The sequence below is a fragment of the Paenibacillus caui genome, from assembly GCF_019904135.1.
Lineage (GTDB): Bacteria > Bacillota > Bacilli > Paenibacillales > Paenibacillaceae > Fontibacillus > Fontibacillus caui.
The window spans coordinates 16,928-30,640 of record NZ_JAIOGQ010000017.1 but is presented as its reverse complement, the minus strand read 5'-3'; the positions used below and the strand labels follow the sequence as shown (position 1 = coordinate 30,640).

The 13,713-nt window shown below is 48.8% G+C and carries 14 protein-coding genes; 5 read left to right on the top strand and 9 right to left on the bottom strand.

Going from position 1 to position 13,713, the window contains the following annotated elements; genetic code table 11:
• Positions 1-75: 75 nt before the first annotated feature.
• From K7397_RS11690 to K7397_RS11680, 3 genes are all read left to right on the top strand, one after another.
• Positions 76-831 (top strand): DUF2087 domain-containing protein, encoded by a 756-nt coding sequence (locus tag K7397_RS11690; RefSeq protein WP_223068139.1) that lies wholly within the window; start codon positions 76-78, stop codon positions 829-831.
• Positions 832-882: 51 nt separating this feature from the next.
• Positions 883-1,242: a GIY-YIG nuclease family protein gene (locus K7397_RS11685; RefSeq protein WP_223068138.1), complete on the top strand. Its 360-nt coding sequence runs from the start codon at positions 883-885 to the stop codon at positions 1,240-1,242.
• 143 nt (positions 1,243-1,385) lie between these two features.
• The gene (locus K7397_RS11680; protein WP_420488777.1) at positions 1,386-2,672 is read left to right on the top strand and encodes an MFS transporter; all 1,287 of its coding nucleotides are present in this window, start codon (positions 1,386-1,388) and stop codon (positions 2,670-2,672) included.
• Positions 2,673-2,676: 4 nt separating this feature from the next.
• Here K7397_RS11680 and K7397_RS11675 read toward each other — a convergent pair whose 3' ends face one another.
• From K7397_RS11675 to K7397_RS11645, 7 genes are all read right to left on the bottom strand, one after another.
• The gene (locus K7397_RS11675; RefSeq protein WP_223068137.1) at positions 2,677-3,411 is read right to left on the bottom strand and encodes a metallophosphoesterase family protein; all 735 of its coding nucleotides are present in this window, start codon (positions 3,409-3,411) and stop codon (positions 2,677-2,679) included.
• A gap of 83 nt (positions 3,412-3,494) precedes the next feature.
• Positions 3,495-4,430: a TRM11 family SAM-dependent methyltransferase gene (locus tag K7397_RS11670; RefSeq protein WP_223068136.1), complete on the bottom strand. Its 936-nt coding sequence runs from the start codon at positions 4,428-4,430 to the stop codon at positions 3,495-3,497.
• Positions 4,423-4,983 (bottom strand): GNAT family N-acetyltransferase, encoded by a 561-nt coding sequence (locus K7397_RS11665; RefSeq protein ID WP_237690866.1) that lies wholly within the window; start codon positions 4,981-4,983, stop codon positions 4,423-4,425. Before K7397_RS11665 ends, K7397_RS11670 begins: the two co-directional genes overlap by 8 nt.
• 15 nt (positions 4,984-4,998) lie before the next feature.
• On the bottom strand, positions 4,999-5,466 hold the full coding sequence (locus K7397_RS11660; RefSeq protein WP_223068135.1) for a VanZ family protein: 468 nt from the start codon (positions 5,464-5,466) through the stop codon (positions 4,999-5,001).
• A gap of 661 nt (positions 5,467-6,127) precedes the next feature.
• Complete coding sequence (locus K7397_RS11655) at positions 6,128-6,901, bottom strand: hypothetical protein (RefSeq protein WP_223068134.1); 774 nt, start codon at positions 6,899-6,901, stop codon at positions 6,128-6,130.
• A gap of 113 nt (positions 6,902-7,014) precedes the next feature.
• A complete protein-coding gene (locus tag K7397_RS11650) occupies positions 7,015-7,734 on the bottom strand; it encodes a hypothetical protein (RefSeq protein WP_223068133.1) in 720 nt (239 codons plus the stop codon).
• Positions 7,735-8,374: 640 nt separating this feature from the next.
• Positions 8,375-9,418: a zinc-binding alcohol dehydrogenase family protein gene (locus tag K7397_RS11645; protein ID WP_237690865.1), complete on the bottom strand. Its 1,044-nt coding sequence runs from the start codon at positions 9,416-9,418 to the stop codon at positions 8,375-8,377.
• Between the two features lie 148 nt (positions 9,419-9,566).
• On the opposite strand from K7397_RS11645, the gene K7397_RS11640 reads away from it, so the two are divergent.
• Complete coding sequence (locus tag K7397_RS11640; protein WP_223068132.1) at positions 9,567-9,926, top strand: winged helix-turn-helix transcriptional regulator; 360 nt, start codon at positions 9,567-9,569, stop codon at positions 9,924-9,926.
• Between the two features lie 34 nt (positions 9,927-9,960).
• Here the strand turns inward: K7397_RS11640 and K7397_RS11635 are convergent, their stop codons facing one another.
• Complete coding sequence (locus tag K7397_RS11635) at positions 9,961-10,578, bottom strand: DUF2238 domain-containing protein (protein WP_223068131.1); 618 nt, start codon at positions 10,576-10,578, stop codon at positions 9,961-9,963.
• 220 nt (positions 10,579-10,798) lie between these two features.
• Here K7397_RS11635 and K7397_RS21855 point away from each other — a divergent pair, with 220 nt between their 5' ends.
• The gene (locus K7397_RS21855) at positions 10,799-10,921 is read left to right on the top strand and encodes a hypothetical protein (RefSeq protein WP_273545615.1); all 123 of its coding nucleotides are present in this window, start codon (positions 10,799-10,801) and stop codon (positions 10,919-10,921) included.
• 94 nt (positions 10,922-11,015) lie between these two features.
• Here the strand turns inward: K7397_RS21855 and K7397_RS11630 are convergent, their stop codons facing one another.
• Positions 11,016-13,433: a S9 family peptidase gene (locus K7397_RS11630; RefSeq protein WP_237690864.1), complete on the bottom strand. Its 2,418-nt coding sequence runs from the start codon at positions 13,431-13,433 to the stop codon at positions 11,016-11,018.
• Between the last annotated feature and the right edge of the window lie 280 nt (positions 13,434-13,713).

Genomic DNA, 13,713 nt, shown 5'->3' with positions numbered 1-13,713 from the left:
TTATGTTTGACAATATACAAACGATATAATATATTGTCTATATAATTACTGTTTAGAATTAAGGAGCCGGCTGTTATGGACATAAGCGAACGTTTTTGGCATGCAAGCCTGGAAGAGTTGAAGCGCGGTTATATCGAAGATAACAACGCCTTTGTCTGCCTGCTTGACGGGAAGATTGTCGAGAAAGGGATTGTATACCCTGTGGAGGGTTTATTTTACGAGGCTGAACGGTATATGGGCGTTTATATTGAGAAAACTTACGGCTCCGTCTTCTCGTACCTGCTTCGTATGGACAAGAAACTGACGGGCCTTACGGACCATCAGAAACGGCTGCTTGAATTGTTCTATGAAGGTCTGAATGATTCGGAAATCAAGGAAGCTGCCGGCATCGGGAGCACATCCACCATCCGCAACCACCGGTTCGCCCTCAAGGAGAAAGAACGGCAAGCCAAAGTTTTTCTGACGATCATGGAGCTCCTCAAAGAAAAGGACTCGGGCGCCACGACTTTTATAGAGCCGCACAAAACGGCGCGGATGCTGGATGACCGCTATAATGTGACCGAAGCAGAACGGGAGAAGCTACTGAATAAGTATTTTCCGGACGGAACCGATGGACAGCTAACCACCTTTGCCATCAAAGAGAAAGCAAAGTTTGTCGTACTTAGAGAAATCAGCAAGCGGTTTGACGCAGGCAGGGTTTATACCGAGAAAGAAATCAATGAAATCATTAAAACCGTGTATGAGGACTATGTAACGATACGAAGATATTTGATTGATTACGGTTTTTTGGACCGCAAGGAAGACGGCAGCGCTTATTGGCTGAAAGCCTGACCGTCCGCATAGGACGGACACAAGGGGAAAGAAAGCGAGGAACATAATGACATGGATACGAACCGAAAGAAAGAGCTTCAGCAGATGTACAAAGAGATTAAAACCGAGGCCGGCGTATACCAGATCAGAAACAAGGTCAACCATAAGATGCTTGTGGAAAGCACACGCAATTTTAAAACAATCGAAGGCAGAAAATTTATGCTTGAAATGGGGACTCATCCGGTAAAATCTCTTCAGGAAGAGTGGCGGCAGTACGGCGCGGACGCGTTTGAAATCGAAGTGCTCGAAGTGCTCAAGAAAAAAGAAGAAGGCTACTTCGACGAGGCGGATGAGCTGAAAAAGCTGGAGGCTAAATGGCTCAAGCAGCTTGAACCTTATGGTGAACACGGCTACAACAAGCCGAAACAATAATCGAAGAACACCTGAGGGCGCTCTTTGCATTTATATGCGAAAAGCGCTCTTTTTCTACTAAAAACCATTCCTTCTCTTTCTTGATCAGGGCTCAGCTGGTAGAATAGTAAAGTTACGCTAGCAAGAGACAGGAGGATCCTTACGTGAGCTTTATTCAATCCATCATTCTTGAGATGCGGGGGTGGCCAAGAAATATCAAGCTTTTCTTTCTGGCAAACATGCTCTACCAAATCGGAACCGGCATGTTCGGTGTCCTTTACAACTTATACATTCAGGAGCTTGGCTATAATGACGCCATGAACGGCCGGGTTGTGAGCATCCAGTCCTTTGCCACGGCATTCATGTTTGTGCCGATCGGTCTGTGGGGTGACAAGGCAAGCCGCAAAAAAATACTCGTCCTGGGCGCACTGTTTAGCGGGTCAGCCTTTATTCTGCGCTCCTTGATGTCCGGCGAAGCCAGCCTGATCGGCCTCGCGGTGTTTACCGGACTGTTTGCCTCTTTCTTTCAGGTGCAGGCGATTCCCTTTCTTGCGGAAAATGTCAGCGGCAAAGACAGGCTGCGCATGTTCAGCTACTTCTCCTCGCTTGTGCTGGCTTCGCAGGTCATCGGCAGCATGGGCGGAGGCGTACTTGCCGACGCGCTTCAAGCCTTGGGTCTGAATGCCCTGCTTAGCCTGCGGACCGTGCTGGTGATTGGCGGAGCGGTAACCTTTGCAGCCTTTATCCCTATGCTGTTTGCCTGTGAAAAAAGCGGAACTAGCGAAAATCGGAAACCGGACGCAGAAAAGCCGGTATCGCTTGATCCCGGCACACCCCAAGGCGCCGCAGCCGAATTCAAAATGATCGGGCGGTTTGTTCTGGGCCAGCTGCTGATCGGCTTCGGTTCAGGACTCGTGGTGCCTTACCTGAACTTGTATTTTACGAACCGGTTCTCGGTATCCTTGTCCGTCATAGGGGTTCTCATTTCTTTGGGACAGATCATGACAATCGTCTCGATGCTCATCGGCCCGTCTCTAGCGGCCAGAGTCGGACAAGTGCGGGCTGTCGTCTGCTTCCAGATACTGTCGCTTCCGTTCCTGCTGCTGACCGGTTTTACGAACCTGTTTATGCTCGCCGCCGTCAGCTTCCTGTTTCGTCAGGCTTTAATGAATGCAGCCAATCCGATCCAGTCCACCATTATGATTGACCGGATCGGGCACAGCCGCCGGGGCATTGCAAACTCGCTCACGCAAACAGCGTTCATGCTCGGCTGGGCCACCATGGGGCCTGTTCAATCCCATCTGGTTACGCGCTACGGGACGTACTGGGGATACGCCATTACCTTCAGCGTCACGGGCTGCCTGTACATTGGGGCTTCCCTGCTTTATTTCTTCATGTTCCGAGGCTCGGAAAGGAAAATGACGGAAGAGCAAGCATCCCAGCCGGCCTGACTCATCAGGCGTTATATTTTCCCCGGTATTTCCCGGTCCTAAGCTCCATCGTATACGGCTCAAGCAGGGGCATGTTCCGTTCTTCCGCCGCGCGGATCGCCGCTTCAATATCGTAAGGAACCCTGACAAACTGCAGCCCGAAGGGGCTTTCGTCCTTACCGCCCCAGCGGCCTTCCATAATGACATAGGACGCCTGGGTCATATCCAGCGAGTTCCCTACGCTGCCGGCATTAAACAGAGTTTTGCTGTCCTCATGCTGCAGAAATGCCGTATGAATATCGCCATAACCCGCAACGTCTGCCGTCCTGTTCACTCTGCACCGGTCTGAGGGCTGAAATAAAGACAAGCGCTTCTTAAGGTCATCCCACGGATAAATGCGCTCATACAGACTTCTCGGAGAAGCATGAAAGAGGCGAACGAGCCTGCCGCTCATCATAAACTCAATGCAAAAGGGCAGCGATTCCAGATAGGCCATACGCTCCGGACCCAACAGGTTCTGATGCCAACGAATGGCTTCGTATTCGCTGCTTTCACGAATAAACTCGTCCCAGTTGCCCGATACGACCATCTCGCATTGTTCCCTAACCGTATCCACGGCCAGGTCCGAATGAGGCCCTTTGCCAACCAGGTCGCCCAAACAAAAGATCCGCGAAATTCCTCTTTCCCGAATGTCTGCCAGAACGGCGTCAAGCGCCTGCAAATTGCCATGTATATCGGAAATAATAGCGATTTTGTCCACGTCATCCCCTCCTTTCGCAGCTGCTTCTTCTCTCTAAATTATAGAGAAGCGTATAAATTTTACCAAGCTTAAGCGCAAAAAACTTATTGGCAAACCAGCAGTTGCCTTACAAAACGCCCCTTGTAAATGCGGCACTGCTCGGCAATGATAAATCCGGCCTCCATAACCGCGCGGCTGATTTCTTCCGTAGTCAGAATCACCGCGCGGGAAGCCAGCCTGCGGGCGCTCCGCAGCATGTCCAGCTGCTCCCCGTCGGTCATTACGGAGCAAAGATTATACGGCAGATCGAGAATCAGGGCATCGTAGCTTCCTTCCAACAGCCGCATGTCTCCCAGCTTCACTACATCCGGCATCCCGAAATGACGCAGATTCTCTCTCGCTCCCCGCACTGCCAGCGGATTGATATCATAACCCGAGATATCCATTCCCATCGACAGCGCTTCGACAAGGACCGTGCCGATGCCGCAGCACGGATCGATCAGCCGCTTGCCCTCCGGATGAGGCGCGGCGATATTGACTACCGCCCGTGCGACCCGCGTACTCAGCGCGGTCGAATACTGCCGCGGCTTGTCGCCATGCTGCAGCCATACGGCCTCGCTTCTGACGCAGTCCCCAAGCACCCAGCGGCCACCCGCAAAAGCGATGCCAAGCAGGCGGTCCGGTCGTTTCATCTCCGCCTTGCCGACTATGGCTGCCCCTATGCGGCGCTCGATGGTGCGCTTTTGTTCATACGTCTCAGCCGTATCGGCGTCCATGTACAGAAGCTTGAAGGTAGCGCCGCCCAGGTCCAGTGAGCGGACGCTGTTCGCAAGCTCCTTCAGGCTTTCCGCTTCGAACATTACAGTAAGACGTTCATGCAGGAACGGGCTCCGGCGCGGGTCAATTCCAATACTGCTCCCGATATGCCGGACGCCGGGCTCATGCATAAGCAGACTGCTAAGCTCAAGCCGGCACAGCTCACGCTCATCCTCATGGCAAGCATATGTATAGATATAAGACGTCTGCCGGGCCTCAGGCATGATTGAACCCTTCGGACCCTGCAACGGGCCCTGCAATGCGGTGGAAGGCTTCCGGGTCCCATCCGAGACCAAGCTCGTTCAGGTCACGGTCACCGATCCGGACCACAGCGGTCTCTACCTTCTGTGCGCCCAAATGCTCGTAGAAATGCTTGCTCTTATTGTCTTCCAGCACCCAAACAAACACGGAGCCATGACCCTGCCCGGCAAAAGCTTTGAAAAGCTCGGTCACCAGCCTTTTGCCGACACCCGTTCCCTGGATTTCCTCCAGCAGGTAGATGGCGGTTAACTCCGCATTGTATTTTCCGCTGCCGCCTTTCGGCGACGAACTGCCCGATGCAAAACCGACAATCCGCTCATCCGAATTCACCGCTACAAAAACAAGATTGTCTTCCTGCGCAAGATTCCGTTCCCACAGCTCTTTTCTCCGTTCATAGCTCAGAGCCGCCAGAAATTCGTCTGATACCATACCTTTGTAAGTCGTTCTCCAGGCATCCACATGAACCGTCGCAATACCGGACTCATCCCCCGGAACAGCTAATCTAATTTGCATCATAAACCCTCGCCTTCATCATCCTTGTTCGTTCCCTCCGGCCGCCCGGATCATCAAACGGAGCCCCTTCATCAGCGCAAGGCCAAGCAGCGCTCCGAAAGTATTCAGTATAATGTCATCCACATCAAAGCTTCCCACTGCGGACAACAGTTGAATGCATTCTACGGCAAAAATGAGGAGAGCGACCGCAATAGCCAGCTTCCATGTGTGCCAAAATCTGCTCTTCCAAAGCGGAAAATAGATGCCGAGAGGAATAAATAGCACAATGTTGCCGAATAAATTTCTATACCACATCGTAAAGTTGTAATGCTGCTTCTGCATAAGCAAACTGTTAATCGTCTTGAACGGGACCAGATTATAAGCATGGAAGCCATAAGCTCTTCCCCGAAAAATAAGCAGCTTCAGCATAATCACGGCATAAATGACCGCAGACACCGCAATTGCTATAGAGAGCAGTCCGTTTCTTGAACTGAGTTTATTCCTCATACGATTGATCTGATCCTTCCTTCCTGAAGAAGCAGTCCTCCGTCCGCAGAGACGGATCTTCTGTTTCTATTGTGCGTGGAGGCTATTCGTGGTGTCAACTGTCGGAGAAGGATTCGATCTTAAAGATGGTCCTAACGCATGTGAGGAGAATCGCGGAATCGCCCTGCTCGCCATGGCTAAAGGATCACCCTGAGCTTTGGAATGGCAAAGGAACAAATCAAAAGGCAGTTGCAGGAGCCGCAATCGAGCATCTTCCGACTCCGCTATTGATCATACTACAACTGAATAATTGGGAAAAAAGATACGTCAAACTTAAGATTGTTGGATTTATTTGTAACAGAGACGTAATAAGATGAAGAGGAGCGAGAATGGGCAGCAAGAATAATACAAAAAACAAGTCTCATAAATGCTTATTACAAACAAATAAGGTAGTTATTGCCAATATTATCAGAAATCCACCGCGTTATGTGCGGTGGATTTATCATCTCGGTTAAAATGTCGAAGCACCTAATACATTAGCCACTTCATATCATAGGAACTTCTTAATTTCATCAAAAGACGTTTTTCAGCCATTTTGCAGATAAATCTATCGTTTCGAGTCAGAATCTCTTAGAGAGTAAATTGGACATGAAGTGGCCACTTGTAGAATGTGGATGGGTGGTTACCGAAGTGTTGTTTCATTGGTAAGATTAATTTCTGAACTTTTGTTGATTGTTAATTGCGAACCAGTAAATTGATAATAGAATTGTTCTTTATTCTTGGAGTTTATATCCAAATCCAACCTACTAAAGATAGTTCTTGAATTTTCGAAAGACTCGTTTTTATAAAGGATCATCGAAAAAGTTCCACTATTTGGAAAATCATTATTCATAACATTTCGTTCCCAACCAATTCCAGAAAAAACTGAAGTTACAGGAATCTTCTCATCTCGATCATCAAAATGTATAACCCCTATTTCAGAATTCGATTTAATAGCATCCTTACTATTAAAGCCCATAGAGAATCCTAACAACGAAGTTTCACTTGAAAGGGATTCCATGTTTAGATTATGATCAAATGAATCTACTATTATCACTTCTGTTTTGTTGTTCTTATCAACTTTTTCAGAAATGATCGTATATATATTCACCACATTTGGGCTCTCAGAAGAAGTGCCTAATTCTTTAATATTAATCGGTTTATAGTTTTGTTTTCTTTTATCCCACACAAAATACTTTCTGCTTGATGATGCACTGATTATTTTAGAATCTTTTAAAATAACATTCCAATCTTTGAGTAGACTTTGAGGCGCCGATTCAAATATGTTATTCAGAGACTGCCCTTCAAGATTTACAATGTTATGTTGGACATAATTTTCATGCTCTAAAGTGGAGCGACTACAGCTGGTTAAAATAGCAGTTATTAGTACTATAGCTAACAGTTTTATTTTAAGCATGCGGTATTCCCTCCAACGTCTAAATGTAAATCTAGGCGACTAATATTTTTTGTTTGCCGCCTAGATTTTTCACGTAAAGATTATCTATTTAAACTCTGCCAAATTTAGTTATTTTAGTAAGTATAAGTTGTATATGCCGGTACAGTATTGACTTTAGTGGTAGTTGACCAACCTATACTAAAGCCACCACCCGATGTACTTAAAGAAAGTCCTAGGCTAGTAAGCGTCTTTGTTTCATAGGAATGGTTGTATTGACCAATCACGTTACCAATATTCCCGGCATCAGATGTACTATTAATGATTTTAATTGAAAATGACCCACTTTCAGCATACGAATTACTCCAAAAACCGTCAACGGCTTCGTTAAACTCCCAGCCAACCCCAGCATTTGGAGTTAGCGTAACCACAGCTGGATATTTATCTCCGTCATTATAGTGGACCACACTTGAAGTAGAGTTTGCTTTAATGGCCAACCCACCATACCAACCAATTACAAATGCATCTACACTGTTTCCTTCATCGACGTCAGGATGATTAGCCCACTCAAATGATCCTCCCAGAAGCCATTCTGTAGGATAAGAGCTCCCCCCAGTCACTTTTGCTGTTGTGATATAAACGGTAATTCCATAATTACTGTTACTGCCAACTCCCAATGCTCCAACGTCACCACCTTGTTGCTCAACTTCTTGAACTGTCATTGGCACCAAGTTACCGTTCTCATCTTTTTTGTAGATCATATCTGCTTTTGTGACTGAAACGATGGTATAACCATCATACATTTTCTTCCAGTCTTCTTTTAACTTAGGGCTAGCATCAGGAAACAATTTAGCCATATTGACACCAGATTGACTTTCGTACTTCATTTCTTTTTTGTAAATTTGATCTGGATTTGGTGCAGCATTTGCATTTATTGCAAACTACATAGAAACTAACAATAAGAAACCAGTCATTTTCAACGCTATCTTTTTCAAAAAATTTCTCCCCTTAATTTGATTTTTTTTGGCCAAAAATTAAAGGAAATATTTCCATTTATAGTATAAAATATATTTATAAAGGAATTTATAGGGATTAAGTCCTTGTTATATAGTTCTAACTTCTTATTTATCGCCAAATAATACTAAAATTCTATTTTTTAGTTAAAATCCCTATAAATGTACTAATGAACTAACACATAGTATTTTCCCCCTGATTTCGAAAGTAACTGTCTCTAAAAAATAAAAAAGGGCTCAAATCTTTAGTAGACTGGTGTTTGCGAGAAAGACGTTGCACTAGGGGCTTTCGAAATTTAGGTTCAAGTAGTGCATTTACATAATCGGGAGTTTATTGACACAAAAAGCCATCTGTTCCTCCGGATCAATCCGCGGGGGAAGATGGCTTTTATCATTTCAACTTTTGTTTTGGGATTAAGGTTACTCAAGGTTCTCATGATTCTCAAGGACCTTGGACCGTAAGGTTTAAGGGCCTTTTACAAGCTTAAGAGAACGGACCTTCCACTACAACCTTGCCGATCATGCTGCCGGTCTCCACCAGGGCATGTGCTTCCCGAAGCGTTGCCGCATTCAGCGGGGACAGCACTTTGGTTAAGGTAGTCTTGATCACGCTGTTATCCACATAGGCCGAAATCTGGTCCAACAGCTTATGCTGCTCCTCCATATCCTCCGTTTCATACTTCGCTCTTGTAAACATGAGCTCCCAAACGAAGGTTGCGCTTTTAGCTTTCAGCATATCGATGGCCACAGGTTCTTCCGCCTCTACAATGGAGCAAATCGCTCCCTGAGGCTTGATGGCCTCGGCCATTTCGGCCCAATGCAGGGTTGTGTTGTTCAGGCAAAAAATATAATCGACCCCATGAAACCCAAGCTGCTCCAGCTGCGGAGTAAACGGCTCATGATGGTTAATGGTATATTCGGCTCCATGCTCCTTCGCCCAGGCTATCGATTCCGGCCGCGAAGCTGTGCCGATGACGGTCAAACCTGCCAGAGCAGCAAGCTGCACGGCAATGGAGCCGACTCCTCCGGCGGCGCCGATAATCAGAATGGATTTGCCTTTATTTTGGGCCTGGTCATGCGATATTTTCAGCCGGTCAAACAGCCCTACCCACGCTGTAATCGAAGTGAGCGGAAGCGCAGCCGCCTGGGCGAAATCGAGCGATTTCGGCTTCCGACCGACAATGCGTTCGTCCACGAGCTGGAATTCACTGTTGCTGCCCTGGCGGGTTATGCTGCCGGCATAGAAAACCTCGTCCCCCGGCTGAAACAGCGAACAGTTCTCCCCTGCTTCCACGACGACCCCCGCCGCATCCCATCCAAGAATCCGGAGCTGCGGCTCCGTCCGTTCTTTCGGAGATCTGACTTTCGTATCGACCGGATTGACGGAAACGGCTTTCACCTCAACAACCAAATCCCTGCCCTCAGCCTTTGGCTTGTCTATTTGTTCATCGACTAAACTTTCCGGATGGTCTATCGGCAAATATTTGTAAAGTCCAACCGCCTTCATCTTTTCTTTATCGTTAGCCATAACCTGCACTCCTCCTGCCAACTGATTGTTTGCTCTTTAACTTCTCTTGTTCATTGAATATAATTATAATGAGAATAGTCTTATTCGATAAGTACGCACATACCTGTAATGTAGTATCCATTTGTATACTGATAAAGGAGAGAAAGCTATGGCATCACGCAACTTCCCGTCGTCCTGCACTAAATCGGAAGGCTGCCCGGTAGAGTATACGCTTAATGTTATTGGCGGAAAATGGAAAGGCATTCTGTTATATCATTTAATAGACGGTTCCAAACGGTTCAACGAACTTAGACGAATCATCCCGGCAGTCACCCAGCGGATGCTGACTTTGCAGCTTCGCGAGCTGGAAGCGGACGGTATTGTAAAACGAACGGTGCATGAACAGGTTCCGCCCAAAGTGGAATATTCGCTTACTGCCTTTGGAGAAACGTTGATTCCGATCATCACGGCGATGCGGGAATGGGGAGAAACTTACGCCTCCAAGGAAGCAAGATCGGCCCATTATTAGAATAGCCAGCAAGGGGGCGCCAATCGGCACCTTTTTACGGATCGGTCTCGTCCGCAGCCAGAATGGAGAACGGATGTCCTTTCGCTTTGCGGGCCAGATAAAGCGCGGTACCCACGGCGCCTATGGTACCGCAAATGATATCCACCATCGTATCGAACAAGCTGCCGTTCTGGCACAAGAGCCCGAACAGCCGGTCGACGGTGAACTCGTAGATTTCCCAGCAGCCTGCCATCGCGACGGAAAAGAACAACGCGAACCAAACCGCAATGCGGGTAGAGAATCCGGTCAACCCTTGGCGGTGAATCATTTTCCGCAGGATAAGCAGTCCAACGAAACATAAAATGACGCCGGAAAGCAGATGCTCCATTTTATCCAAATACGGAATTACGCCATACAGACCGAATAGATTGGCGAGGAGCATGGCGATCGTTATAAAAGACAAGATGGACAAACGAAGGGCAGGGAACAACTCGCTTTTCGTCCATCTGACCAGCCCTCGAATGAGTAGCAAAACCAAAATGATCAAGGCTGCTTGAAAGGTCTTGGGGTAGATCCCCAGGATGGTATAATAGACGGCGGAAAAGCCGCAAATGACATACAAACCGGCTTCGAAGATGTCGTTTAGCCGTTTGGTCCTTTTCTTCTCTGTCATGAAACTCCTCTTCCTTAACCTGTAATTCCAGGGCCGCTTGTCCTGGTTATTCTTATTATTGGCTTGTTTCCTCGAAATTACGTAACAACGATTCAATCGGGACCGGAAGCGCCCGAGCCTTTGGCCGATCAAACGCGCGTATACAAACAGAGCCGCGGACAAACAATAGGTCAGGTAGAACAGCAGGAGAATATCGTGACAAAGTGGAGGAATTACGAAAATGGACGGAAACGAAAATATGCCGGAAATTCCGCAGAGAGAACTGCCCGAGGTAGAGCAACCGGAGCTTCCGGAATTTGAACAATCCGCTCCGCACCCGGAGGGGGACAATCCGAAAGCTTAACGGATATACGCCTACGCCCAAAAATCAGCCGCTGAAATGGCCAAAGCGCTCCCGCTTCCTTCGCAGGAAACGGGAGCGCTTCTATTTGTTCCTCTTATTCCATCAGATGACGATGCAGAAACTTCTCCAGCGCGCGGTAAAAATCGAGCTGGTTCTCGATGTTGTGGAACCCGTGCCCTTCGTTCGCTTTCAGCATATACGGCACGTCGATGCCCCGTTTCTGCAGCGCGGCGACGATCTGGTCCGACTCCGCCTGCTTGACGCGCGGATCGTTCGCCCCCTGCGCGACGAAGAGCGGCGCTTTGATTTGCTCGGCGTGAAACAGCGGCGAAATTTCCTCAAGCAGCGCTTTATCCTTCACCGGATCGCCAACGCGCTCGTAAAATTTCGTTCGCTCGGACTCCCAGTAAGCCGGCAGCGAATCGAGCAGGGTGAACAGGTTGGACGGGCCGACATAGCTGACCCCTGCGGCATACAGATCCGGCGTGAAGGTTAATCCGGCGAGCGTCGCATAACCGCCGTAGGATGCACCGTAAATGGCGACCCGCTTCGGATCGGCGACGCCTTCCTTGATCAGCCACTGAACGCCGTCGGTGAGGTCGTTCTGCATCGCCTTGCCCCACTGCTTGTTGCCGGCATCAAGGAACGCTTTGCCGTAGCCGGTCGAGCCGCGGAAATTCACTTGCAGCACGGCATAGCCGCGGTTTGCGAGCAGCTGCACTTCCGGGTTGAAGCCCCATGAATCGCGAGCCCACGGTCCGCCATGCGGATTGACCACGAGCGGCAGATTTTTCGGATCTTTGCCTTTCGGCAGCGTCAAGTAGCCGTGCAGCGTCAGACCGTCTCTGGCCTCAAATGTAACGGGCTTCATGTCGGCCATTTTGCTCTCGTCGATCCAAGGCGCCGTGTCGGCGATCTTCTCCAGCTTATCGTTCTTGGCGTCATAGAAATAATAAGTGCCCATCGATTTGTCGCTATAGGCGAGGAACATGACTCTTCCTTCCTCGTTAACCGATTTGAAGATGACGTCTTTGCCTGGCACCTTGCCCTTAATCGTCTCATACAGCTTCTTCATGTCCGGATCGAAAAACGCGTAGTGAGTTTTTTCCGTTTCATAGACCGCAGCGACGATTTTTTGCTGTTCTTTCGACGGGATAAAGGAGGTCACGTCGGCATCAGCGTTTTCGAATATCGTGCTCACCGTCTGTTTCGAAGCCGGGTCGTATTGAACGATCGCCGTTTTGTCGCGGCCGATGTCGGAAATCGCATAGAGCTGTTTATTGTCGTACGTGAACATAACCGGGATAAACGTATCGCCAAGATCTGTCGTCAGAAGCGGCTCGAACGGCTTGTCCTCCGTCTCCCGATAGAGCAGCGACGAAACGTTGCCGTCGCTTGAGACGGCTACGCGAATTTTGCCGTCATGGTCCGTCAGCCAGCCGGTAATGTTCCCCGGATTCTCGGCGACCATATCCGCCCTTCCCGATTCGGTATTAATCCGGTAGACGTCAAAGATCCGCGGATCGCGCTTGTTCAATCCGACGAGGATCTCGTTCGTCTTCTCTTCCAGCGGATCGATCAGCATCGCGGTCGTGTTATCGTACGGAGTCAAATCCTTGCTGCCGGTCCCGTCGATATTAATGCTGAAAATGTGATAGTTTTCGTTTCCGCCGTTATCCATCGCGTAAATCAATTGACTGTCGTTCTCCCAGGCGAAGCCGGCAATGTTCCGTTCGGTAACGCTCGTGACGCGAACGGCTTTCTCCTCGCCGAACGTCTTTACGAACACGTTCAAACGGTTGTTCCACGGCTGCATAAACGCCATCCGTTTTCCGTCGGGAGAAACTTGAAACCCGATCTGGGCGGGCTGACGGATAAAGTCCTCGAGCGGAATGACATCCTCGCCCTGAACCTCGAGACCGGCTGCGCGGTACAGCGCGAGCGCAAATTCGGCCTGTGTCAACTGATGCTTCGGCTCGAAGGCGGTTCCTTCCTCGATGAAATGCTGCTTCAATCGTACCGCATCCTCTTGATGGTAGGGCGCAATCGCATCCTGATCGGTGTAACGCACCAAAATTCCGTTGTCGTTCAGCGCAAAAGCCCGCACGAACAAGGAGGCCATTTGTTCCTTGGTCAGCACTTCGCCCGGCATAAATCCGCGGGTGCCCCCTTTAATAATCCCATGCTGCTTCAGCGCGTTCACGGCGCCGGCCGCAGGATCGTCCGCGCTCACGTCAGCGAAACCAGCCGCACCTGCTGGGATATCCAGCTTGAGCAACCGTCCGATGAGAATGGCCGCTTGTCCGCGCGTGATCGGCGCGTCCGTAGAGACCGTTCCGTCGATGATGCCGGCTTCGAGCAATCTGCTGACAGCCGTCTTCGATGGCGAGCTGTCAACATCCGCAGCTTCCGCCAAAGCGGAGGCGGGGAACAATAAGGTGACGGCAAGCGCGGCCGACAACAGGTATGATGCCGTTTTGCCGTAAAGTTTGCTGCTTTGCAATGCTTTCAATAGTTAGTCTCCTCTCTAATCTATATGGATGCCTCTCTTATTCTAGCAAACTTACAAGCGTGTTTCCAGATTGTTCCATTCCTTGTCGAAGGCATAGAATGAGGTAACAAACTTGCGGGATAGCGTTTGAACGCATCCTTTTATGAATCGTCTATCCGATGCTTAGAGATCGAATGGAATACCTCTAAAAGTCTGGTAAGCTAGTTGACATAGTCGCTTATTCATAAAAAAACACCTGCTCCTTAATCCATAAGGAACAGGTGTTTTGCCTTTTTCACGC

What these genes read in the sequence shown, in the direction of transcription:
- K7397_RS11690 (WP_223068139.1), top strand. Translation starts at nt 76, where the DNA reads ATGGACATAAGCGAACGTTTTTGGCATGCAAGCCTGGAAGAGTTGAAG.
- K7397_RS11685 (WP_223068138.1), top strand. Translation starts at nt 883, where the DNA reads ATGGATACGAACCGAAAGAAAGAGCTTCAGCAGATGTACAAAGAGATT.
- K7397_RS11670 (WP_223068136.1), bottom strand. Translation starts at nt 4,430, where the DNA reads ATGCCTGAGGCCCGGCAGACGTCTTATATCTATACATATGCTTGCCAT.
- K7397_RS11665 (WP_237690866.1), bottom strand. Translation starts at nt 4,983, where the DNA reads ATGATGCAAATTAGATTAGCTGTTCCGGGGGATGAGTCCGGTATTGCG.
- K7397_RS11660 (WP_223068135.1), bottom strand. Translation starts at nt 5,466, where the DNA reads ATGAGGAATAAACTCAGTTCAAGAAACGGACTGCTCTCTATAGCAATT.
- K7397_RS11655 (WP_223068134.1), bottom strand. Translation starts at nt 6,901, where the DNA reads ATGCTTAAAATAAAACTGTTAGCTATAGTACTAATAACTGCTATTTTA.
- K7397_RS11650 (WP_223068133.1), bottom strand. Translation starts at nt 7,734, where the DNA reads ATGGCTAAATTGTTTCCTGATGCTAGCCCTAAGTTAAAAGAAGACTGG.
- K7397_RS11645 (WP_237690865.1), bottom strand. Translation starts at nt 9,418, where the DNA reads ATGGCTAACGATAAAGAAAAGATGAAGGCGGTTGGACTTTACAAATAT.
- K7397_RS11640 (WP_223068132.1), top strand. Translation starts at nt 9,567, where the DNA reads ATGGCATCACGCAACTTCCCGTCGTCCTGCACTAAATCGGAAGGCTGC.
- K7397_RS11635 (WP_223068131.1), bottom strand. Translation starts at nt 10,578, where the DNA reads ATGACAGAGAAGAAAAGGACCAAACGGCTAAACGACATCTTCGAAGCC.
- K7397_RS21855 (WP_273545615.1), top strand. Translation starts at nt 10,799, where the DNA reads ATGGACGGAAACGAAAATATGCCGGAAATTCCGCAGAGAGAACTGCCC.